Source organism: Arthrobacter sp. 01T414 (assembly GCF_056398965.1).
In genome coordinates this window covers 512,500-535,933 of record NZ_JBFTQK010000002.1, presented here as the reverse complement: position 1 = coordinate 535,933, position 23,434 = coordinate 512,500, and the positions used below count along the sequence as shown (strand labels likewise).

General features: G+C 61.3%; 16 protein-coding genes. 10 read left to right on the top strand and 6 right to left on the bottom strand.

Features of this window, described 5'->3' with window-relative positions; all coding sequences use genetic code 11:
- Positions 1-126: 126 nt before the first annotated feature.
- From AC1DK9_RS07920 to AC1DK9_RS07905, 4 genes are read right to left on the bottom strand one after another with little or no spacing between them, the layout of a single operon-like run.
- Entirely contained in the window at positions 127-1,122 is a 996-nt protein-coding gene (locus tag AC1DK9_RS07920; RefSeq protein WP_476915544.1) for an ROK family protein, read from the bottom strand.
- Between the two features lie 7 nt (positions 1,123-1,129).
- Positions 1,130-1,966 carry a carbohydrate ABC transporter permease gene (locus AC1DK9_RS07915; protein WP_476915543.1) on the bottom strand — a complete coding sequence of 279 codons (837 nt, stop codon included), beginning with the start codon at positions 1,964-1,966 and terminating at the stop codon, positions 1,130-1,132.
- On the bottom strand, positions 1,966-2,907 hold the full coding sequence (locus AC1DK9_RS07910) for a carbohydrate ABC transporter permease (RefSeq protein WP_476915542.1): 942 nt from the start codon (positions 2,905-2,907) through the stop codon (positions 1,966-1,968). The genes AC1DK9_RS07915 and AC1DK9_RS07910 overlap by 1 nt, the downstream gene beginning before the upstream one ends.
- 6 nt (positions 2,908-2,913) lie before the next feature.
- The gene (locus tag AC1DK9_RS07905; RefSeq protein WP_476915541.1) at positions 2,914-4,239 is read right to left on the bottom strand and encodes an extracellular solute-binding protein; all 1,326 of its coding nucleotides are present in this window, start codon (positions 4,237-4,239) and stop codon (positions 2,914-2,916) included.
- A gap of 213 nt (positions 4,240-4,452) precedes the next feature.
- Between AC1DK9_RS07905 and AC1DK9_RS07900 the strand changes: the two genes are divergently transcribed.
- From AC1DK9_RS07900 to AC1DK9_RS07870, 7 genes are all read left to right on the top strand, one after another.
- The gene (locus AC1DK9_RS07900; protein WP_476915540.1) at positions 4,453-5,211 is read left to right on the top strand and encodes a DeoR/GlpR family DNA-binding transcription regulator; all 759 of its coding nucleotides are present in this window, start codon (positions 4,453-4,455) and stop codon (positions 5,209-5,211) included.
- A gap of 193 nt (positions 5,212-5,404) precedes the next feature.
- The gene (locus tag AC1DK9_RS07895) at positions 5,405-6,580 is read left to right on the top strand and encodes an ROK family protein (RefSeq protein WP_476915539.1); all 1,176 of its coding nucleotides are present in this window, start codon (positions 5,405-5,407) and stop codon (positions 6,578-6,580) included.
- A gap of 134 nt (positions 6,581-6,714) precedes the next feature.
- A complete protein-coding gene (locus tag AC1DK9_RS07890; RefSeq protein ID WP_476915538.1) occupies positions 6,715-8,163 on the top strand; it encodes an APC family permease in 1,449 nt (482 codons plus the stop codon).
- Positions 8,160-9,194, top strand: coding sequence for an ROK family protein (locus AC1DK9_RS07885; protein ID WP_476915537.1), 1,035 nt, complete (start codon positions 8,160-8,162; stop codon positions 9,192-9,194). Before AC1DK9_RS07890 ends, AC1DK9_RS07885 begins: the two co-directional genes overlap by 4 nt.
- A 5-nt stretch (positions 9,195-9,199) precedes the next feature.
- Positions 9,200-9,934, top strand: coding sequence for a glucosamine-6-phosphate deaminase (locus tag AC1DK9_RS07880; RefSeq protein WP_476915536.1), 735 nt, complete (start codon positions 9,200-9,202; stop codon positions 9,932-9,934).
- A gap of 1,077 nt (positions 9,935-11,011) precedes the next feature.
- Positions 11,012-12,097 carry an AAA family ATPase gene (locus AC1DK9_RS07875; protein WP_476915535.1) on the top strand — a complete coding sequence of 362 codons (1,086 nt, stop codon included), beginning with the start codon at positions 11,012-11,014 and terminating at the stop codon, positions 12,095-12,097.
- Positions 12,090-14,624, top strand: coding sequence for a S8 family peptidase (locus tag AC1DK9_RS07870; protein WP_476915534.1), 2,535 nt, complete (start codon positions 12,090-12,092; stop codon positions 14,622-14,624). The genes AC1DK9_RS07875 and AC1DK9_RS07870 overlap by 8 nt, the downstream gene beginning before the upstream one ends.
- Before the next feature lie 167 nt (positions 14,625-14,791).
- Here AC1DK9_RS07870 and AC1DK9_RS07865 read toward each other — a convergent pair whose 3' ends face one another.
- Positions 14,792-15,547, bottom strand: coding sequence for a hypothetical protein (locus AC1DK9_RS07865; protein ID WP_476915533.1), 756 nt, complete (start codon positions 15,545-15,547; stop codon positions 14,792-14,794).
- Between the two features lie 2,923 nt (positions 15,548-18,470).
- Positions 18,471-20,819: a vWA domain-containing protein gene (locus AC1DK9_RS07860; protein WP_476915532.1), complete on the bottom strand. Its 2,349-nt coding sequence runs from the start codon at positions 20,817-20,819 to the stop codon at positions 18,471-18,473.
- A gap of 650 nt (positions 20,820-21,469) precedes the next feature.
- Between AC1DK9_RS07860 and AC1DK9_RS07855 the strand changes: the two genes are divergently transcribed.
- The 3 genes from AC1DK9_RS07855 (at position 21,470) to AC1DK9_RS07845 (ending at position 23,426) form a co-directional block, all read left to right on the top strand.
- Positions 21,470-21,850 (top strand): helix-turn-helix domain-containing protein, encoded by a 381-nt coding sequence (locus AC1DK9_RS07855; RefSeq protein WP_476915531.1) that lies wholly within the window; start codon positions 21,470-21,472, stop codon positions 21,848-21,850.
- Positions 21,778-22,317 (top strand): MmyB family transcriptional regulator, encoded by a 540-nt coding sequence (locus AC1DK9_RS07850; protein ID WP_476915530.1) that lies wholly within the window; start codon positions 21,778-21,780, stop codon positions 22,315-22,317. Before AC1DK9_RS07855 ends, AC1DK9_RS07850 begins: the two co-directional genes overlap by 73 nt.
- A 182-nt stretch (positions 22,318-22,499) precedes the next feature.
- Positions 22,500-23,426 (top strand): SDR family NAD(P)-dependent oxidoreductase, encoded by a 927-nt coding sequence (locus tag AC1DK9_RS07845; RefSeq protein ID WP_476915529.1) that lies wholly within the window; start codon positions 22,500-22,502, stop codon positions 23,424-23,426.
- The last annotated feature ends 8 nt before the right edge of the window (positions 23,427-23,434 follow it).

Here is a 23,434-nt window from a genome sequence, read left to right as displayed (position 1 = left end):
TGGGTCAGTTCGATGGTTCAGCCGCATCCATACGGGCGAACGCGCTCACGAACTGCCGGGCATGGGGGCCCTGGCGTGACCGCCTTGAACGCCCCAGGGCGCCACCGGATGCGGCCGTTTCGCAGATCAGGGCCCGTTTTTCCGCTGGGCCGAGGACAGGGCGTTGCGGGCAAGGATGCCAGCACCAAGGCAAGCAGCGTTTCCCCCGAGTGCCGCGGGAACGATGCCGGGCTCCTGCTGCCATATGAGATGCCGGCGAAGTGCGATCCGTACCGGGTCCAGCAGAGTTTCTCCGGCGCCGGAGACTCCGCCTCCGACGACGATCAGTCCGGGAGACAGAATTGTCACGTAGGCGACCAGGGCCCGGGCTATAGCTTCGACGGCTTCCGCCCAAACCTGCGATGCGGCTCCGTCGCCGGCCAGCATGCGTTCGACAACCTGTTTGGCGCCTGCCGCAGCACCTCCGGTCAAAGCGTTGTAGCGCCTCGCTATGGAGGGGCCGGTGGCGACAGTTTCGAGGCACCCGATGGCGCCGCAGGCGCAAAGTTCACCCGAGCCGACGTCGAGATGGCCTATTTCGCCGCCGAATTTATTGTCAACGGAGCAGCCCGCGACATACATTGCACCCGAGATCCCGGTGCCGATGGGCATGAAGAGGACATCGTCCTCCCCACGGGCGGCCCCCAGAACCCGTTCGGCGAGACCGCCTGCGCGGACGTCGTGACCGAAGCCGACCGGAAGGCCGGTCCGCTCGGACACCAGTTTCCGGAAGGCCACGTCGTGCCAGCCGATGTTTTCGGAGTAGAGGGCGATCCCAGCCTGGTCGTCAACCAGGCCGGGTACTACGAGTCCTGCCGATTGCGCATCCGGGGCGTGGCCGAGCAGTTCGTCGATGGCCGCCAGTACGGCGTTCACGACGGCCTGTGGCCCGTCCTCACGTGGTGTGGGCCAACTGTGGAACGTCACCACACGGCCATCGCCCTCGAGGACGGCGCCCTTCATGGCGGTTCCCCCCACGTCGAGTGCGATCGTGCGACCCTGCGTGCCAGAGCCGGCCAAGGGGTTTGTCGGTTGGAAGGCTGGGCTGACGCCCTCCGTTGGCGACTTCGCTGTGTCCGTCATGGGAGCCTCACTTAACGCTTCCGGTGAGCAGCCCGCTGACGATGTACCGGTTGAGGATCAGTGCGATTCCTGCCGGAACGGCGAGTGCGAGGATGCCAGCGGCGTTCAGCAACGTGTAGGGGACGAGATGCCGCCCCTGCAGCGAGGCGATCACAACGGTCAGCGGCTGCGTCGACAAATCGCTCGAGAGTACGAGGGGGAAAAGGAACTGGCCCCACGCGAACAAGAAAGTGATGATCGCGGTCGAAATGACTCCAGGGCGGGCCAGAGGCAAGACTACGTGCCAAAGGACCTGCATCCTGCTGGCGCCGTCGATGTTCCCGGCTTCTTCCAGTGCCACCGGCAAGCTGGCCATGTAGTTGTGGAGGATCCACGTCGCCAGCGGAAGGAATCCCGAGACGTATACGAGGACGATCCCCGTGTAGGTGTTGACCAGGCCGAACGTCGTCAGGATCTGGTAAAGCGGGATCAGAGTCGTGTAGGCGGGGAAGGCCATCGTCCCCAGAACCGCATAGAAGAGCACATTCCGGCCCCTAAACTTCATCCGCGCAAATGCGTAGGCGGCCAGGGTCGCCAGCAGCACCGTTACCACCGTCGCAGCCGTGCACTCGATAAAGATATTCAGAGTGGATTGTCGGATGCTCTGCGCCAAGTCCCCCTCTCCAAAGAGCAGAGAGGTGTAATTCTGCAGCGAAGCCGTCGGTGGCAAATAGTTGGACGGCTTTGAGGTCGCCTGTGTGTCCGTCTGCAGGCTGATATTTAGGGCCCAGTAAAGGGGTATCAGCGACCAGAGCAATACGAAAGCGATACCGATTCGGCGGGCCAGAGGGGTACGTTGTTTCATTAGAACTCCACCGGCCGATATACGAATTTAAGGACCATCATGGAGGCCACCAGGGTGGCCGCCGTTATCAGAAGCGAAAGAGCGTAGCCCTGCCCAAAATTGAGGTTCTGGAAGCTGATGAAATACGTCTGCATGGTCAGCGAAGCGCCCGTGGCAGCCGAACCGTTGAGGATGTAGGGCTGGTCGAAGACGTTCAGCGTCGCGATGATCGATTGGACCATGGCAATCGTGATTCCAGGCCGGGCCAACGGGAGGGTGATCCGGCTGAACGTTGTCCACGCCGAGCAACCGTCGAGGTTAGCCGCCTCATAGAGATCGCTAGGGATGTTTTGCAGTGCAGCCAGGATCAGCAGGGTGGACAGTGGCGCGATCTGCCAGACCTGCACCAACTCAATGCCCAAGATTGTCAGGAACTGATTTTGGCCCAGAAACACCTGGTAGTGGTCAATCAGGTGAAGAGAGCTGAGCAGGCTGTTGAGGAGGCCGCTGTTGCTGTCCCAGATGCTGCCCCAGACGATGCCTTCGACAATGCCGGGCAGTGCCCACGGAAGGATCAGAACAGCGATGAGGACCGAGCGCCCACGGAAGTTCTTCTGCAGGGTCACGGCCATCGCAATCGCCAGAACCGTGGACAGCAATACACCGATCACAACGTAAAGTGCGGTGTTGCCCATGCTGGTGGTGACGGCGGAGTTCTTGAACAGCTGTTGAAAGTTCTCCAGTCCGTTGAATTCGTTCGGCGGGTTAAGGGGCTGTATACGAAAGAACGCTGCGACTACAGTAAACCCGGCCGGAACCAGGGCAAGCCCGACTATGAAAAGAGTCAGCGGCGTGACCAGTGCGTAGGGCAGCAAGTCGATGCTGCGCCGTCGGCGGGGCCCCGGGCCCTGCTCGCCGACTCCCGTAGGAGCGCGATGCTCAGTTCGGATGTTTGTGGTCATCAGAATCTACTGGTTCGAAAGGGTGTTGGCGGTCTCGGCGATAGCTTTGATCGCGGCTTCAACACTCATCGTCCCGGTGGCAGCCGCATGCAGGTTGGTGTAGACGGCGTTGGAGAACTGCGGGTACCAGACCGGCGCACCTTCGGGGAAGACTGGCTTGCTGCCCTTCAGCATGGCGGTAAGTTCCTTGCCCCCCACCAGGTTGCCGGCGGCAGTGAGCTTGGACAATCCGCTCAATCGTGAGGGCAGGAAGTAGCCCGGCATCACCTTGTCCGGCCCGCTGACACCTGCGAAATCAGCCTGGTTCTCGGCTGAGGTAAACCACTCGATGAACTTTGCGGCGGCTTCCGGATACTTCGCGGTCTTGGGGATGCCAATTCCGTCCGGGTTGCTCACATTCGCGGCCGTTCCACTCACGCCCGGCGTGGGAAGGTACTGGACCTGGCCGGTAACCGACGACGACGACGGCACCTCGTAGAGGCTGCCCAGGTTCCCTGAGTAGTCAGCGAAGGTGCTTGCCGTGACACCCTTCGCCATGAGGGTCTGCTGTCCCTGGCTATCGCTGACATTGATGTTGCCCGCCGGCACGAGGCCTGTCTTGACTGCGTCGACCATCCATTGGGCTGCCTTGTAGCCGGGGGAGTCCGGAGCCTCGAACTGGGGTTTGCCCTTCTCATCCAGGATTGTCCCGCCGAAGGCTTGCGTCGTCTGGTACCAGTACGTCGACAATCCCTCAGCTGCGGCGAAGGGAATGTTCAGCGGATTCTGTGCGACGCCCGTGGACTTTAGCTTGCGAAGATCGCTGGTGTACTGCTCGATGGTCGTCGGCATCGAGGTGATGCCCGCCTTCGCAAACATCTTCTTATTGACGGTCGTCACCAGATATGAGGAGTCGAAGGGGATCCCGACGATGTGGCCACCCGATTTGAAGGAGTCCAGCTGCGGCATGTCAGCTGCGTAGGCCTTCTCATCGATGTACTTCTCCATGGGCAAGAACCAGCCCAGTTTTCCTTCTTGACCGACTCGCGACCAGTCGACGTCGGTCGCGTCTGCAAAGTATGTGTTGGAAGTTGCGGCGGCAGCGATCTTGGTCTGCAGGCTGTCCCAGTCAATCGTTGACCATTTAACGGTGATGCCCGTGCTCTTGGTGAACGCGTCCAATGAGCTCTGAGGAGGCGGCGCCCCGAACAGGGCCACTGTGATCGTGACGTCCTTCGTCTGAGACGACGCGGTTCCCCCACCACCAGCGGTGCATCCCGTCGCGACGAGGCTTAGGGCTGCGGCGCCCGCAACCAACACTGTACTTCTTACGCCGTTGCGCATCGATTTCATCAGCTGACCTTCCTTGGAGCTGTGCCTTCAGTTCCGCAGAAAGTGCGCGAACTGCGCGCCCCTTGGAGGGCGTAAGCAATATTTGCATGAGTTGCGCAGATCACACAAGAGTATGGTCCCTTTCGGACAGTAAGTGAGCGTCTTTATGCATCTTTTGTGTTCGAAACAAACAGTTTCTTGCAAATAAGTGTTCAGAAAGCTAAGGTTGCGAACGTGACACGCAAACAAAGGCTCAACCACATCGTCTCGGCGGTCCTCGAAGCCGGGACCATCGACGTCGCGACACTGGCCGAACGATTCGCGGTATCGGAGGCGACCATACGTCGCGACCTCGAACTCCTCGAAAGTCAACGTTTGGTCAGCCGTACCCGCGGAGGCGCCTCGACGAATGCGTCCTTCAACGACGTGCCCCTTAGCTATAAAACGGCCCAGGACCTCGCCGAGAAGCGCCGGATCGCCGAGCATGCATGTCGTTACCTCGACGGTGCGCGTGTAATCGGGATGACCGGAGGCACCACCTTGACGGAGTTCGCCCGGAACCTGATGGACCGTGACGGCATCAGCGTGGTTACTAATGCCCTAAATATTGCGACCAATCTGCTGGCCAACCCGGGATTGCGGGTGTTCGTTGCCGGCGGCGAAGCGCGAGCAAGCAGCCAAGAAACGGTCGGACCTACCGCTGAAGCGTTCCTTTCGGACTACAACATAGATGTGGCATTCCTCGGCGTGGACGGCGTCGACCCTGGGGCCGGATGCACTAACTACGACCCGGTTGGTGCGCGAGTGAACCGGGCCCTGCAACAGCGGGCGCGACTAACTGTCGTTCTTGCCGACGCCACGAAGCTCTCACGAGTAGCCCTCGCGAGCGTCTGCGCTATGTCTGAAGTCGACGTGCTGATCACCGACAGCAAGGCTCCGGAGGCCATCCTGGAGCGCATCCGGGAACTGGGATGCGAAGTCGTCTGTGTCTGAACCGGTACCTCCGGACTCGGGTGTGGCTCCTCGGGGCGGAGTACAGGAGCGCTGCCAGGAGCTTCTGGCGGGCTGTTATGGTCGAGGCAGGGACTGAGATGCTTGCGTACTCCGAGGCTGCGTTCGATTCGATGGTCGGGCCCCGTCCCCGCCACGTGTGGGCTTTGTCGTCATCAATATCTAGGACGTTCCAGTGAATTCTTTGGCCCAAGGCGTGCGGGCAACGGACTTAAAGCGCACCAATGAACGGGTCGTACTCGATGACGTTCGCGTTTGCGGGCCCACTACCGCGCCCGAGATCGGCAAGAGGACTGGGCTATCCAAGCCCACGGTCGGGTCTGCCCTGCGGGCCCTCCAAGGAGCTGGCTTCGTGTGCGAACAGGGTTTCAAGGGAGGACGGTCCGGTCAGGCACCCCTGCTCTGGGCAATTGACGAGAACGCCGGACTAGTCCTGTCCATAGACGTAGGAACACAGTGGGTCCGGCTCGGGCTGCGCAGCCTCAGCGGGAAATCCCGCGGCGCCTTCCGCGGAAGGTCCGAGTCAGGCTCCGCCCAGGACGTGTTGCGCGCCCTGGCCAAAGCGCTATGCGGATTGCTGGCTCAGGCGGGTGTGAAAAGGGAGTCCATCGTCTATGCCGTGATGGGCAGCCCGGGTGTCGTCGATCCCGCTTCCGGCCACCTTCAGCATGCGTCCAATCTTCCCGGCTGGGACGACCCGTCTACCCTGACCGCGCTCAGGGACTTATTCGGCCCGAGCTTCCTGATCATGAAGGATGTTTACCTGGCCGCGCTCGGGGAGGCCGAAGCGAGAAGCACAAATGGGACCAAGGATTTCGTTCTGTTGTCGGTCGGCAGAGGGGTGGGCGCCGCCGTCGTTCGCGATGGCCAGCCACTATCCGGGTCCAACGGACTCGCCGGTGAAATCGCGTTCCTGCCTCTGGGCGTGGACCCGCTCAAGCCCGGTGTTCCATCACCTCGCGGCTTCCTGGAAGAAGCAGCGTCCGTGGATTCGATGCTCTCTTCCGGCGGGGCCGGCGGCGAATTTGCCGGCGTCCCCGAACTGATTCGAGCCGCGCGGGAAGGCCACCCGGGGGCGAAAAGGGCGCTGGCCATTGAATCGCGGCTGGTCGCGTACGCCCTCAGCTCCCTTGTCCTCGTCGTCGACCCCCCTCTGGTGGTACTCACCGGGAGTGTAGGCCTTGAGGGCGGTTCGGATTTCGCCCGATCCGTGCGGCATGACCTCGAAGAGTTGCTCCCTGTCCGCGTCCCCCCCGTGGAGGTCAGTACAGCGGGTGAACTCGCAACCCTGCGGGGAGCTGAGACCAAGGGCGCCGAGTTGGCATGGGACATGCTTGCGACAGGCCTCTGACCGGGCACTGCAATAACTTGCAGCCATGCTCTTGACCTTGATCGGAAAACTGTTTTACGATTGAGCGATCTTGCACGGCTCCCGCCCATGTTCCGCATCTGGTCCGGGATCAGCCCTCTTCCAAAGGATTCACAATGGCGTCTAGTCCTGCCCGCGCACCCCAGTTGCGCCGTCGCATCGGTTCGTTTCAGGCCACCGCACTGAACATGTCACAAATGGTGGGCATCGGCCCGTTCATCACCATCCCCGCCATGATCGTCGCCTTCGGCGGACCTCAGGCGGTGATCGGGTGGATCGCCGGTGCGGTGCTCGCTCTAGCGGATGGCCTGATCTGGGCCGAACTGGGCGCTGCGATGCCGGGATCCGGAGGAACCTACGTCTACCTGCGGGAGGCCTTCAAGTACCGGACGGGACGCCTTATGCCCTTCCTGTTCGTCTGGTCCGCCGTTTTGTTCATCCCTCTGGTCATGTCGACTGGTGTCATTGGCTTCGTGCAGTACCTGGGCTATCTGGCGCCCGGGATGGACGATCTGACAGGGACTGTCGTCGGCCTTGGCCTGATCGCGGTCATCATCGCCGTGCTCTGGCGCCGCATCGAATCGCTCGGCAAACTCACTGTCGTGCTGTGGGCGATCATGGTCCTGACCGTCCTGGCGGTCATCGCCGCGTGCTTGACCCACTTCGACGCCGCTCAGGTGGTGGACTTTCCTGCTGGAGCTTTTGACATAACCTCCGGCGGCTTCTGGGTCGCTTTCGTTGCAGGCCTGACAATCGGCATCTACGACTACCTCGGCTACAACACCTCTTCCTACATGGGCGCGGAGGTCAAGAACGCCGGGAGGACCATTCCCCGGTCGGTCGTGTTCTCAGTAGTGGGGATCATGGTCATCTACCTGTTCATGCAGATCGGTGTGCTGGGCGTCGTCAAGTGGCAGGAAATGCTCGACACTGACTCGATGGCGTACCAGTCACTCGTCTCCCTTGTCCTCCAGCGCACATGGGGAGCCGGCGTCGCCAACGTTGTCACCGTGCTCATCCTGGTCACGGCCTTCGCGTCGCTGATGGTGGGTCTGCTGGCCGGTTCGCGCGTTCCCTACGACGCCGCGCGAGACGGTGTGTTCTTCAAGGTTTTCGCGAAGCTTCACCCGACGAAGGAGTTCCCGGTCGCTGGGCTGATCGCCATGGGCGTCATGACTGCTGCGGGCTTCCTCATCGGCCGGGCCACTAACATCGGCGCTCTCATTCAACTCCTTACCGCCGTCATGGTCCTGGTGCAGGCCCTCGGGCAAGTTGCCGCTGTCGTAGTTCTGCGCCGCCGCCCCGACATGGTTCGGCCCTACAAGATGTGGCTGTACCCCGCGCCGCTGATCATTGCAGGCCTCGGCTGGCTGGTCATCTACTTCTACTCTGACGTCAACGCCCCCGACCTCCACCCCGTTGAGCTGTCCATCGCTTGGGTTGGCGCAGGCGCCATCAGCTTCCTGATCTGGGCAAAGCGGGAAAAGACGTGGCCCTTCGGCCCGCTGCCGGTGGAACGGAACGAAGTCGACGACGAAATTAGCGTCCTCGAGGTCAACGCGTGACCGGTTTGGCGCCGGAACTGCTTGCTGTCGGCATCGATATCGGCGGGACCAAGCTCAAAGTTTGCGCGGCGACGCTGGACGGCCGGATCCTCGCTGTCGCCGAAGCCCGCGGGCCGTCCGGGCGTCACGCCGCACAGGTGGCAGATGACGTTCAGGCATGTTTCACTGCGGCACTGGAGGATTCGGCCCGTGCCCTCGGCCGGGAAGTGAGCGCCGGCGCAGTCGGGCTGGTCACCCCCGGAGTGATCGGAGAGAACGGCATCGCGCTCACGCCGAACAACCCGGGGATGGAAGCGTCTCTTCCGGCTGTAACAATCGGTACGCGGCTGGACGTCGAGAGCGTTTCATGGGCCAACGACGTCAAAGCCGCTGCCCTAGCGGATTACCAGTGGGGCGAACTCCAGGGTGCCCGGTGCGGTCTATACATCAATCTCGGCACGGGCATCTCAGCCGGCGCGGTCATCGACGGCCAGCCGTTGATGGGCGCAAACGGTGCCGCGCTTGAGATTGGCTACCTGATCCCGACGTCGGCGACCCATAGCCGGGGGCACCGAAGCGGTAGTGCGCCGTTGGAAGACGCTGTGTCGGGGCGGGCCCTGAGCGCCCGGGCGCTCGAAGCGACTGGAGAGCGGATAACAGCCTCCGCGGTCATTGAGTCGTGGGACAACCAGGGAACTTCCCAGACGGCTTTGTCCGAATTGGCCGCGGAATTCATCGATGAGCTTGTTCATGCGGCTTCCAACCTCGCCATCACTCTAGATCCTGACATCGTCTCCATCGGAGGAGGCGTGACAGCCGCCGCGGATATCTTCTTGCCGCGGCTGCGGGATGCTTTAGACGAATTTGTGCCATATCCTCCGGTCGTCCGGGTTTCGCCGCTGGCAGCGGATCTGTCGATGCTCGGTGCGCTGTTACTCGCGTACCGGAGCCTTCAGGAGACTATTCCTGCCATACGGCTGCCGTTGCCCCCAGTAACGACCTTGCCAAAAGAAGCCGTCCGCATACCCCAACCAGCCCCAGCCGGAGCATAAGCACCATGGAAATCATTGTCACCGCCGCACCTGACGCTCTTGGGGCGGCCGCTGCTGAGCTCGTAGCCGCCAGGGTTCGAGCGAACCCGTTCACTGTCCTAGGCGTAGCCACCGGGTCGTCGCCGCTTCCAGTTTACGAACACCTTGCCCGGCACCCCGGCGCGGACTTTAGCGCCGTGACTTGCTTTGCCCTCGACGAATATCTTGGGCTGCCAGCAGACCACGAACAGAGCTATGCCAACTTCGTTCGTCGACGGATCAGCGAGCCCTTAGGAATCCTCCCCAAAAACGTCCATGTCCCGCGTGTTGGGAAAGGCAACGGCGCAACGGCCGGAGACGAATACGAGAACATGATCAAGTCCGCGGGAGGGATAGACCTCCAGATCCTGGGAATCGGACGCAATGGCCATCTGGCCTTCAACGAACCCGGCTCGCGATTCGACTCGCGAACCCGCGTTGTCGCGCTCACTGAGGACAGCAGGAAAGCAAATGCGCGTTTCTTTCCGTCGCTTAGAGACGTGCCGACGCATTCGATAACCCAGGGCCTGGGAACCATACAGGAAGCGCGCCATCTCCTGGTGGTCGTCAACGGCGAAGAGAAAGCAGCGGCCGTCGGGCGGGCAGTCGACGGACCCGTCACCGAAGACGTGCCCGCATCCATCCTCCAGACACACCCCAACGTGACCCTAATACTGGATGAACCGGCGGCCAGCCTGCTCAGTAGGTGCGCCGCCCGCTGAGAGGTCGCGAAAAGCGAGTGGGCGAACCTGTCCCGGTCATTCAGGTCTGTAAACCAGGAATAGCTTCGTCCAATGGGTGTGCACATTGTGCACACCCCAAGCTTCGGACCGGGTCGTACTGGTGCCGGACTGGGCCGGATTCCCTATGTTTCGGCCGAGTCCCAGCGTTTGCAAGGTCCGGAACCCGGTTCGAGTCCCACCTCGGGCACAGTGTTTTCCCTGGTCAGGGGCTTGTGGGCCTCTGAATGTATAAAAATCTACTTTTTATGGACCCCTGCGGGCCCATTTTTGTTGGTGGCCGTTGCGGTCTGTCGGCTCCTCTCTTTGCTTGAACAGCGTCTTTGTTTGAACGGCGGTGTTGCTTCGTACTCCTTCATGGCGGGGAGCGCTTGAAACTGCATGACTTGCTGCGAGTGGACCGAGCGATCCGATCGAGTTCGGTGACGACCAGGGTGGCCCGGCCTGGACAGCAGCCACGGCGGGGGTTCCTTGATAGCTGTGCCGGGGGCTGATAGGTAGATTGACCGCCAGAGGTGTGTGGATGAGATGGGGGAGCTTCTGCTCAGTTGGTGACGCACTTGAACGGTGACTTGGTCGACGCGACGTAGATTGCCAACGAGCCGTGGCATGACATGGTGAATGACCCTGGGCTACAAGGACCTGATGTTGGTGGGCCGCGGGCCAGGCGTGTCACGTGAAGGGCTGGCAATTCTTTAAGCACTACCTTTCCGTCGACTGCGTCATCGAGCATAAGTCCGAGTCCGACCGGCACCTGGTGATGAAGCGGGCGCTGAAGGACAGGATCGACGCGGCGGACGCCTGGCGCGAGTGTAGGGACGTGATCAGCGGACGTTGGGTGGCCGCGCTCTCGCCGGCCAGGTGTCCTAATGAATGTCCGTCGACTTGCGTTGTAGGCGGCGCTTCCCAGCCTTTTGCTTTTCATCCTGGTGCCGGGACTTGGCAACGGGACTTCTTGATCAGCAGCGCGGACTTCAGCCGACAGGTGGGATCATTGAGGGTTGTTGGGATCTGCAAAGCCCCCAGTGCACCATTGCTGGATCGCCGAGACCGGAAGTTGTGAGCAACGACGCCTGCTCTTCAACTCACTTTGTAGGCGAGGCTTCCCTGGTGGCAGTTGGGCGCATCGTAGGATTATCAGGGACATTGTCCATCACTGGAGAGGAAGGGGGAGGCATGGCTGGGCTCGGGGAGCACATTACCGCGATGGTCCGTAGCCATGCCTCGGGCGACGACGCCGCCTTCTATTCAGTAGCCCTGCAGATTGCGGCGCGTGAAGCCAAACAAGGTCACCATGTGCTTGCCGGCGACATCAAGAAGGCTGTCGACTCGTCGCGTGAGCGCACTCCGCTAACCAACGTCACCACGCTTACTCAACCACGTGGCGAGCTGGCCGAGATTGTTGAGGCGTCAAATCCCGAAGTCCACCTCCGTGAGTTGGTCGCGCCCGCTGAATTGGTGGGGCAGATCAAGCAGGTGCTAGCCGAACAACGTCAGCGCAAGAACCTACTTGATCATGGATTCGCGCCAGCACATCGGCTGCTGCTCGAAGGGCCGCCCGGTACTGGAAAAACGATGACTGCATCAGTGCTGGCTACGGAACTCGCTCTGCCAATGTTCACGGTGCGACTGGACGGCCTTCTGAGCAAATTCATGGGAGAGACCGCGGGCAAGCTCCGCCTCGTGTTCGAAGCGGTCGCCCAACGCCGAGCGGTTTACTTCTTCGACGAGTTCGACGCACTCGGCGCCGACCGGTCCGGAAACGATGTCGGTGAGGCTCGCCGCATCCTGAACTCCTTCCTTGTCTTCCTGGAAGAGGCAAGCTCGGAGTCAATTTTGATCGCCGCAACAAATCACCGCTCAATCCTCGACCGAGCATTATTCCGCCGATTCGACGCGGTCATGACATATTCACTCCCAGACGCACGTCAGGCGGTCGCAGTGATCAAGGCTCGTCTGGGATCGCTCGCTACCGGAACAAGCATGGCCAAGCTTAGTGAGTACACCGACGGCCTTAGTCATGCGGACCTCGTGAAAGCAGCGGAGTCCGCGGCCAAGTCAGTGCTCCTGCGCGGCGAAACCAAAGTTTATCGCGATGACATTGTCACTGCGCTGAACGCACGGCGAACGGCTAGCCTTGACTGATCCGTCTCAACACCATGACCACCTCTATGTGCAGGGTCATGCCGCAACTCAAGACTTCCACCGCACCGGCGGGGGACCGGCGAAGTTGAAGCTGGTAGACCGCGGCGGCCATGGAACGAAGCTGGTAGGAGAAGCAGACAGCACCTTCGCGACAAGCGACGCAGAACGACTGTCCCTGCAGCTTTCTGAAGACGATCTCCGCGCCCTCGGAACTGTCCTCGTATTGGAGGGCAACGACGACGCCTACCCATTGAAGCTCGACTCGCTCAACCGACTGACCACGCACACAAGGCAACCAAAGAAGCCCCGTTGGATGCTGCTATCGGTACGCCCACCCACGGACACCAGCCCAGAGCAGGCAACCGTATGGGTTGCCGACGAACATCGCGCGGCCTTCCTCAAGCTCTTCCAGGACTACCTCGACGTCTCGACCGCCAATGGAAACCCGAAGAACCGAGAGCTGGTTGCGAACATCTCACGCATCCGGACGGCCGTCCTTACTGATCTTTGGACGTCCGATGGCGAACCCCCTGTTCACGGGAAGCACTGGTGGGAAGTCTGGCTCGACGCGACAAGCCAGCACGTCGATACGATCCATGGATACGCTGCCGCCTACAATCTTCGTGCCCTACCTCGATCCATCCGGCTGCGGGATCGGGTCGTGTTCTGGATTGAAGCTACCTGGGCGCAGCTCGAAATCCTGCCGTTCACCGCCGTACCGCTTGCGGAGATCCGGCGACCGGAGTTCATCGAGACCGTTGAAGACCTTCCCCTAGACGAGCAGAACGAGTACGTCGTCGATCTTGCCGACCGGATCGTTCAAGCCCCTGATGACGCCCCGGCAGTTTGCCATCTCGATACCGGGGTGCTGCGCACCCATCTCCTCCTGAACTCATCCCTCGCAGAGTCCGACCACCACACGATCTTTGGCGTCTCGGGCAATGACGTCCACAAAAGTGGCCACGGAACCTCAATGGCGGGCTTGGCTCTCTTCGGCGACCTCGACCAGTACCTCCAAGGCGCCCAACAGGTGAATCTGCTCCACCGCCTTGAATCCGTGAGGATTGCGCCGGGGTCCCAAGAAGTCGACATCGATCCGCTCGATTACGGAAGTGCCACCGTTCAAGCCGTGGCCCTTCCGGAGATCGCGCATTCGCGACGTCGTGTCTTCTGCCTCACGCTCAGCACCCGACCGGATAACCCGGGTGAGCCGACTCTCTGGTCAGCGGCTGTCGGCGCTCTCGCCGTCGGCACCGACTCAGCCCGCGATGGCGACCAGTTCCAGCTGATTTCGGCTCCCGACCCCGATGCGGCTCGGTTGATCCTCGTCGCGGCGGGCAACGTCGACGACTACAAGTCCGACTACCGCGCCAATTCCGAGATCTCGGCTGTGGAAGACCCCGGTCAGTCCTGGAATGCCCTAACCGTGGGTGCTTACACCGAACTGACAGACACCCCGCAACACCCTCAGTATGCCGGCTGGGTTCCGCTCGCCAACCCCGGAGAACTGTCACCGCACAGCCGAACCTCTCATTTGTTTGGCCAACGTAAATGGCCCATCAAGCCCGACATCTGCATGGAAGGCGGGAACGTCCTCAGCGACGGCAATCAGATGTTCGAGCCGAAGCTACCAAGCCTCTCGCTGCGCTCCACCAGCAACGCGAACGACAGCGCCCTTACCTCTGCGAACGCCACGAGCGCCGCCACCGCCCAGGCCTCGAGACTCGCGGCCCTGGCTATGGGCCGGTACCCCGAGTACTGGCCCGAAACCGTTCGAGGACTCCTCACGCACTCAGCCGAGTGGAGCCCTGCGATGAACGCCGAAGTCGCGTCGAATTCCTCAAAGACTGCCCGGCTCCAGCTTCTCCGGAACTACGGATGGGGCGTTCCTACCGAGGAAGCCGTCCTCAACTCCTCGAAGCGAGCGGTCACCTTGGTGACACAGGATCAGTTCGTGCCGTTCGACGGCCAAAGTTTCGCAATGAGGCGCTTCCGGCTCCACAAACTCCCTTGGCCCACCGAAGTACTCCAAGAACTCGGGGCGAACGATGTGCGACTGCGCATAACATTGTCATATTTCATCGAGCCCACGGCCTCTCGCCGTGGGTGGCGACAGCGTTACGCCTACGCGTCACACTCGCTGCGCTTCGATCTCCAAGGTCCCCTTGAGACACAGCAGGGGTTCATATCGCGGATCAACCGAGAGGCTCAGTCCGATGAATACGGCGCTTCGCGGAGCGGTACCAGGTCCGACCGCTGGCTCCTCGGCGAGAATCAGCGAAAGCTCGGATCGCTCCATCAGGATGAATGGCACGGCACCGGCAGCGAGCTTGCCATGTGTAACTCCGTCGCTGTCTATCCCGTTGGAGGTTGGTGGAAGAACAATAACCGCGCCGACAGACGCGACTTCCCTGTCCGGTATGGACTACTCCTGTCCTTGACGACCGCAGAACAGGACATCGATCTGTATACGCCGATTGCCACTCAGTTACGCATTCCTATTGCGACTGAAATCTCTGGCACCTGATCAACTTGGAGTTCCGGCGCAAGTCGACCGGAGTCGCTTGTGTCTCCAACAACTTGTCAAAAGTCTCCCCATGGTCCGACGCGGTCGTACGACAGCGATCGAGAGCAATTGAACCGAAAGGGTCATGCCATTTTTCGACTCCTTCGCATCGTCAGCACTAATATCAGCTAACAGACCGAGAAGAATGCACTACTCAGCCGAGTGACCGCTGCATCCCCCACTCCCTCATCTGTGAGGAGCGAGCAGGTCGTCACGATGACCAGCATCGAAATGTCCCGATGCCCGCTTAGGTCTTGATCGAGAACACTGGGTAAACCCTGTCCGAGTATCTCGTTGTCGATGGCAGGGGCATATTCTCCCGCAAGAGGACCTGTGGGATGCGCAAGGTAGGAATCCTCCCGCCACATCGCGAACACTGGGCCGTTTTTCACGTCGGTCGCGTGCGCCGCTGCCGCGAACTTGCGCGCTTGGTTCTTGACGTCCCCGTTGGCGTCTGCGAGAACGAAGGCGTTCATCTCCGTCGGGTCGAACTCCATATCCCAGCCCATGTCACGTAGGTGCTTATGGGTACCAAGCCTGGTCTCACGAGCGACTTTGAGAATCTCATCCACGGCGCTGGGACGCACCTCCTTTGGGAGGTCAAGCATCCACTGGAGCCGGATGGCTAGCTCTGCGAAAAGCCTCCTGTTCGGCGCACAAGCCGAAGATGTGCCGCTGATGGCAAGTTGCCCGACGACTTGGCTCTGCGCAAATGCTGCTCGGCACCACCCAACGATGAACTGGGTCACTCGTGTGAGTGGTACGTCGTCGAGGTCGACCGCGAGAACAGCCTTTGCCGATCGAACAATCCATTCGGCATTCACTAGGACCGTAGGTCGTTCTGATAATATCTGCCGCTCCGCCTTCGCTCGTTTACCGCTCATAATATAAACCTACAGTCCGGGCTGCGGTACGGCGGACCAGCTCTCGCAAGACCCACCCGAGCGTCCAAGACACAACTGCCACGCCCGAACGTCCGTATGAGCAGCCTGGTTGGGGTGCCGAATGAGCAAGAAAGAGGGTGTGCACAATGTGCACACCCTCTTTGGATCGGGTCGTACTGGTGCCGGGCTGGGCCGGACTGGCGATGTTTCCGGGGGAGTGGCGGAAATTCAACTGCTGGAACCCGGTTCGAGTCCCACCTCGGGCACCGTGTTTCCGCAGGTCAGCCGCCCTTTGGGGGTGCTGAGTGTGGACAAAAGTACTAAACGTGTGGACAGCGGCGTAGCATTTTTCCTATGGCCAGCATTCCAAAGCGCACAAAAAGGACGGTTCGACGTCTTTTATGGTCTGTTGGCGGGACCCGGCCAACCGCCAGGAGCAAGGCATCACGCTGCCAACGGAATCCGAAGCGATCACCCTGAAGCGCCTCCTTGACGCCAACAATCACTCGTTTGAGATCGCCCAGCATGCGATGCTCGCGAACCAGACCAAAGCGCCCACCGTCGCGGCCGTGATCCAAGAGCTCATCGACCTTCTGGTCCGGCCTTCCGTTGGTACCGGCGCATGGACGAAAACACGTCGCCGACGTCGTCGATAGCTATGCGCAGGCCAGCGCTTCAGAGTGGGGCAAGCGCTGCTGAGACGTGCATAATCGGCAACGGCTGAGCGCTGGGTCAGCTCCACGACGATTCGCCCGGGTTTCAGACCGGTTTCAGACCGGAATCGATCACGATGTGACTTAGCCTCGGATCAGGGCATGCCGCCGGGGAGAGATTGACGGCTAAATAGAGATAGGCAGGGAGATCCGCGGCAGCAAGTAACGCCGTTTCCAAGGCAAGGAATTCGGGTTCGGGGCCGCGCCAGATTGAATTCGCGTCGACGAACCATTGATCCGGAGACCTGAAGAGAGAGCTGACGAATCGAGGGAGCCCTTCGGCGCCGACAATTTCGCCGGTTCCCAAATTACGGATCGGCTGGAACGCTGTTATCAATGTCCGGGTGGTGAGCAAGTGATCGAGGCGCGTGCTGATTTCCTGGTTCGCCGGGCTCTGCGCCGCGCCGTCAGCCAGCGGGCGCGCGATCCCCTCAAATCCTGATCTTACGTCGCCACCCTCGGACCGGGGTCAGCCGACGACGTCGACGCTCAGGCGATGCCCGTCCCGGTGGCGGATGTTAAGGACAAGCCCTTCCCGACCAGCGCGTGCATCTGGTGTCCGTGCGGCCCTTAATCAGTTGTTCGTAGGTCAGGTCCTCCACTCCTGCTGCGGGCGCGGATGCACTCAATTGAACATCGATGCAAGGCGGGAATCTACGCCAACGAGAATCGCAAGATAGTTCACAGTCTTGTTCCATTCCCAGGAGCGAGAATCGGGTCTCAGGGAAGGTCGAGTTGATGACGGCCCTGGTCGACGGCGCTGAGCCGAAGCAGACCGTCCACGTGGCACACTTTCCATATGGGAAATAGGGAGCGTCAGGCGGTCGTTCTGATACACGGGATAGGGGAGCAGCGTCCGATGGATACGCTGCGCAGTTTTGTTCAGGGCTTGGGGGAAGAACGGTTCTACAGCAAGCCGGATCGGCTCTCTGATTCCCTGGAGTTGCGCCGGTACACGCTGCCCAGCACCAGACACCGTCCCCTCACTGACTGTTATGAGCTGTACTGGGCGCACCACTTCGATACAGGAAAACTTCGTGAGACTCTTCGGTGGGCAGTCACCCTTGTCTTCCGCCAACCATTCTGGCAGTTGAACCGGACACTGCGCGGAGTCGTCGGCGTGGTCCAAACGGTAGCGGTCCTGATTGCAGTCGTCCTGGCGTGGCTGTTCGTCGAACAATTGCTCACCAAGGGCGCTATGGATGCCTGGCGGTCTTGGCAGGCGGGACTCACCGTGGTTCTTCTCGTCGTGGAGGTGGTTGCGGGACGGTTTATCACCGAATCCCTGGCGGATGCTGCGCGCTACCTAACTCCCCACCCGCGGAATGTTTCGGCTCGCAACAGTATCCGCGCTGACGGCCTGAAGTTGCTGAAGAAACTACACGACGACGGACAGTATCAGCGGATCGTATTGGTCGGTCACAGCCTGGGAAGCGTTATTGGCCTCGATTTGCTCCGTCTGGCCTGGGACGACCTTCRTCACCCCAATCCCAATCCCACCAGCCTTGGCCCACAGACTGAGGCTAAGGCCTTCGACCAGCACGGTGCGGCGCTCGGGGATGCTCGGAGTCCCGCCCAGATCGAGGCGTTTCAACAGGCGCAACGCCGGCTTTGGGACGAAAACCGCGCGCTAGGCGTCCCTTGGCTTGTCACAGACTTCGTGACTCTTGGTTCCCCGCTCGCACACGCTTCTCTGCTTCTCGACACCCGCACGGTAAAGCTCCGACAACGACAAGATGAGCGGGAATACCCCCGGTGCCCACCGCTGACTGAGCAACGTTCGTCGTTCATCCCGAGCAACTTCACAGTGGGAGGCCAGCCCCGTTCCCTGCGGGTGGCGCACCACGGGGCGCCCTTCGGGCCCACGCGCTGGTCGAACCTTTACTTCCCTGTGCGGACCGGGTTGTTGGGTGACCCCGTTGGAGGACCTTTGGCGCCGGAATTTGGGCCTGGCGTTCGTGACATCCCTGTTCGGCTTTCACTTAGCGGCTGGAGGTCCATCGTCTACCAGCTCTTACCGTTGCCGCACACGAGATACTGGTCTCACGACCGGGTACGGCCGAGCGCCGATATAACAATCCGAAAGCAGCGAGACCAAGCGACCGGAACTCGAGACTCGAACTTGATACTGCGCCAAGTCCTTAGACTCTAGGAATCACGACATGGCGGCGGCCGCCTTCGTGTCTGGTCTGGTGGCCATGTTCGCCGTCCTAATTCTCCGCCGCGCCCCGCCCGCTGGTGATAAACGTCTCTAGGGGGGCTAGCTTGAAGCCGGCCGTTCCCGCGAAACCGTCCCACGTCCCGTCTTTTGAGTCCAGCCAGTCACTGGCAACTTGCAGTTGGCACCCTAAATGGAGCAAGGCTTGGACCTCGGCGGTGAAATCGATCATGTAAGGACAGCCCTGAGTGTCGTGGGGTGGCGCATCTGTGAGGACTAGAATTGTCTGCGCACCAACGTCGTCGACTAGCTCTCGGCACCTTTGCATGGCGTCCTCGAGTGCCTCTTCATAGTCGCCCCCGCCTCCGTTGGGTTGGGCTCGAACACTGTCGAGCAACGCTGCCAGGTTGGGAAACGGCCCCAGCTTGCGCACAAGAAACGGCTCGCTGTTCCCATGGTCGCTGAATAGTACAGCCCGGTAAGTCTCGAATTGTGCTGCTTTGAGGGCATTGAGTTCCGCAAACGCGGCCTCCAGACGAGGCTGCATGCTTCCGGTCACATCCACTGCCAGGACTAACCCCGTAGCTAGCCTTGGTTGGCCCTCGATTGTTAGTTCTCCGCTTTGCGCAGGCTCCAGGGCGGCCCTCACTGACTCGGTGAAAGCTCTAGGCACCAAGCCGGGCCGGAACTGGTCTGCAAGGTGGATTTTCGTCCACGCGTCACCGTGATTGATTGTAGGGTCGACACCTTGACGGAAATCACAATGGTTGCAGATCCAGGTTGCATTCGGATGGAGCCCGGAGGCATATTTTTGGGCAACCCCCAGCGCCGTGCGTTGGCTGGATTCCGACCGGCCGGCAGGCCCCACAACCGCTCCCCTCCCAACGGACATCTTCACACGATCCTTCCCCTCGACTACGAGCAGGTCGCGGGGGTACAGACCAACGGTAGAAACAGTCACATCCGGTGTCAGTTTCCCCACCGATGTCTCGCGAGCAGGTTCCCGCCATACGTCGAGTGAGACCCCCTCCTCTGCTGGCAAGCGAAGTCTGGCTGTCGGCGTGGCTGTCGGTCCGACGGAGAGAACCCATGCGCCAGCGGTCGCTGTAAGGCCGCTCAACTCAACGGTCCACCCGGCGACCTCGCAGGCGTCAAGTGTTGAGCAAAGAACCCACACTTCGTATAGCAAGTTACGCTGCCGCCACAGGGGCAGGTTCAGAAACTCTTCCAGGGCATCGATCTGTTCAGAGACGTCTACCGCGCTAGTGACATCGAGAACCTCGTTCTCTAACCAGGCCGTGGCCTCCGAGCAGGCTGAAGCAACCCGAGAGAGCCACTCTGCCGTGATGATCGGGTCACGGAGACGATCCATGTTCTCAGGCCGCTGCTGCGGCCGTTCCGCCCAGAGACCCAGCCGCCACATCGCGACGAAGGCAGCGAGGCCACCAATCCCCGTCGAGGGCCAGAAGTCACTAACAGGAATGACCACAGGCTCTAGGTCGTCTAGCAAGCCGACACCGCTCTGTTCTTGGATGCCGTGCACGAAGCCCGGCAGGGCAGTTGTGCCAAACGAGCGCTCAGCCCGGAAACGCTCAACTTCGTCCAGGCGGGCGCCGCCCCTCCGATCGCGTTCGTTTTCCGCAAAGACTTCCTGGGCGGCAGTCCCCGTCTCGACGTCAACAAGGGCATTTAGGTGGGAGATGTGGGAGACAACGAGAACCTCCGCGGCTGAGACCAGCCTCTCGGCTGCACGCTGCGCCTCCGCCCAGCGAGACGCAGCGTCTGTCCAAACAGGGTCCGTGGCTTCGCGCCCCCGGATGAACGGGCCGATCCACGAGAGATCCAGTGTGGCGTTTACGAGCCTGTCTTCCGTTTCATGGCTGGTGATGGGCCAATGTCCGTACGACTCCCCGTTGTCCCAATTTGTAAATAACAGGAGAGCGTATTCGTCGATTTTTCCCACGGGAACACGATGTATCCGTTCCATAATGTGGTGCACCTGCTCAAGGAAGGCAGGACTGATGGTCAGTTGTGTTTCGTCGACCCCGTTTCGCTCGAGTCGGAACGTCTCTGAGGAGCCGGACGTCGTGGCAGAGTGTCGGTACAGCCGGTCATACGTCTCATCAAGCATGGACACGAACCTCCCTCCGCATCGAACCACGACGTTGAGTAAGTCAGCTGCTGTCGGAGCGGCGTCCGCCAACTGACCGGCAGCGTATTGCTGCAGCAATTCCGTGCGTCTTGTACTCAAGTTAGCGAAGCCGGCCTCAGTTTCACTCCAGTCGAGGTCGAATGCGCTGAAGACTTCATCCACCACATCCCACTCTTGTTTTCCGCTGCCAATCTCCAACGCCTCGAGAAAGACGGTGGCGAGTCGAAGTCGAAGGTCGTCATCTGTCATACCCGTTAGTATCACCCTCCTGCACCGCCGCGCGCACCCTTCCGACTAAGACGGGACTGCCCCCGGTTTTGTTGACTCTTTGACCTAGCGAGCGAGGGCTAGTGGAAGGATGTTGACGATGCACGCGGCGTATCGTGCGGAGTTCATCAATGCGAGTTGTGGCGACGGCTGCGGCGGCCTGCGCTGCGCCGTTGGTGGTGCGTGCTCACGTCGCGGAGGATTGAGCTAGCGGTTTGTCATGCAGGTTGCTGTCCTCCTATCCATGAGATGTTGGAGGAGGAACCCGTCGCCATGATGATCATCGATTTCAGCATGAGGGCCGCTCCCTGGTGCAGTGCTCGTTCGGGGCCGGGGCTTGCTGTTCCTATGGGAGCGAAATCGCGCGCAAAAGACAACCGCTCCGCGCGAACGGCCAAATAGGCAGCCTGGTGGAGGGCGAACCGAGCAAGTACAGAGGGTGTGCACAATGTGCACACCCTGGCGTTCGGATCGAGTCGTACTGGTGCCGGACTGGGCCGGATTGCGGAGGTTTTCGGGGGAGTGGCGGATTTGCAGTGTCTGGAACCCGGTTCGAGTCCCACCTCGGGCACAGTGTTTTCCCTGTTTGAGTTCGGCTGCGTTTGATCAGCCCGCGGGCGTAGATTAGGTCCGTGGCGAGAAACACGGCTTTCGGAGAGTACCTGCGGGCGCGACGCAAGCTTGTCCGGCCRGAGGACGTCGAACTGCGCAGCTACGGGCGGCGCCGGGTTCCGGGTCTTCGGCGTGAAGAGGTTGCCGGCATCGCGGGCATCAGCGTGGATTACTACGTGCGCCTGGAGCAGGGGAAAGACCACGACCATCCCCGCAAATACTGGACGCTCTCGCACGCGCCCTGCGCCTGGACCCGCCCTCGACCATTCATCTGCACCGGCTCGCGCAACCGGTCCTGCAGACCGCGGCCAGTCCCTCCCCGGCGGGGGTGGCGGAGGGCCTCTCGTATCTACTGGTCACGTTGGCCCAGGTTCCGGCCTTTGTCCAGGACCGCTTCATGAACGTCCTCGCCGCCAATCCGCTGGCCGTTGCCCTGTCCCCGAGGAACCAACCGGGCACGAACGTGCTGCGGGCAGCCTTCCTGGACCCCGCCGAACGGGAGCTCTACGAGGACTGGGAACACGTCATGGAGGACGCGACCGCGGGACTCCGCGCAGCTGTGGGGGAGCGCATCAACGACCCGCAACTCGAGGCGCTGGTCACCGAGCTATCGGAGCGCAGCGCCTACTTCCTCCGGCTTTGGGGGCGCCACGATGTCCGCCCCAAGGTGTCGGGCAAGCGACTGCTGCATCACCCGGTGGTGGGCGACCTTGAGCTCTTCCACGAAAAACTGGCCGTAACCGGAACGGACGGTCACCTCCTCGTCATTCACCACGCCGAGCCCGGCAGTGCCTCCGAACGGGCACTGGAGTGTCTGGCCCGGACGCTCCCGGACATGACCCGACCCCTCCATCACGGGCGGCTCTGAATCACCCACGAGGGTAGCCCCGGCATTCATATGAATCACGGGGTTCTGGCTGCCCGATTCCGGTGCGAGCACACTGAATTCCAGAGCTGCCCAGACCCCGCGCTCCTTCAGGCTTGCAGCCGAAGGACGCCGGACGGCTCCTATGAAAAAACTTCCTGCACTGCCGAAAGAAGACCAACCCCATGGCAAGAATCACCACCGGTTTCGGATTCAGCTCCACCACCTCCGACGTCACCGAAGGCATCGACTTCACCGGAAAGCGCGTCATCGTCACCGGCGGCGCCTCCGGCATCGGGATCGAAACAGCCCGCGCTTTCGCCAACATCGGTGCTGAGGTCACCCTGGCGGTGCGCAACGTCGAGGCCGCAACGCCCATAGCCCAGGAATTGCGCGAGTCAACGGCTAACAACAACATCTTCTTGGGCCGGATGGACCTCGCCGACCTGGCCACCATCACCGAATTCGCCGACCGATGGACTGGCCCGCTGCACGTGCTGGTCAACAACGCCGGCATCATGGCCCTGCCCGAACTCGAGCGCACACCGGAGGGCTGGGAAATGCAGTTCGCCACGAACCATCTGGGTCACTTCGCCCTCGCCCAGGCCCTGCATGGAGCCCTCGCCGAGGCGGGGAATGCCCGGATCGTGTCCCTGAGCTCCAGCGGACACTTGTTCTCCCCGGTCATATTCGATGACCCGCATTTCAACTTCGTCGCCTACGACGCCTTTGTCGCCTACGGGCAGTCCAAGACCGCCTCAGCCCTGTTCGCCGTGGGCGTGACCGCACGCTGGGCCAAGGACGGCATCACCTCCAACGCCGTCATGCCCGGGGCCATCGCCACCAAACTCCAGCGCCATACTGGAGGGCTGCGAACCCCCGTCGAACGTCAGAAAACTCCCCAGCAGGGTGCGGCGACCACGCTGTATGTTGCGACCTCCCCCGAGCTTGAGGGCATCGGCGGACGCTACTTTGAGGACGTCAACGAGGCCCGCACCGTGGACCACCGAGGCCCCGACTACACCGGAGTGGCAGCCTACGCAGTCGATCCGGCCAACGCCGAGCGACTTTGGGATCTCTCGACCGAACTCCTCGCCCGGAAGACCCCGTGAAAGCCCTC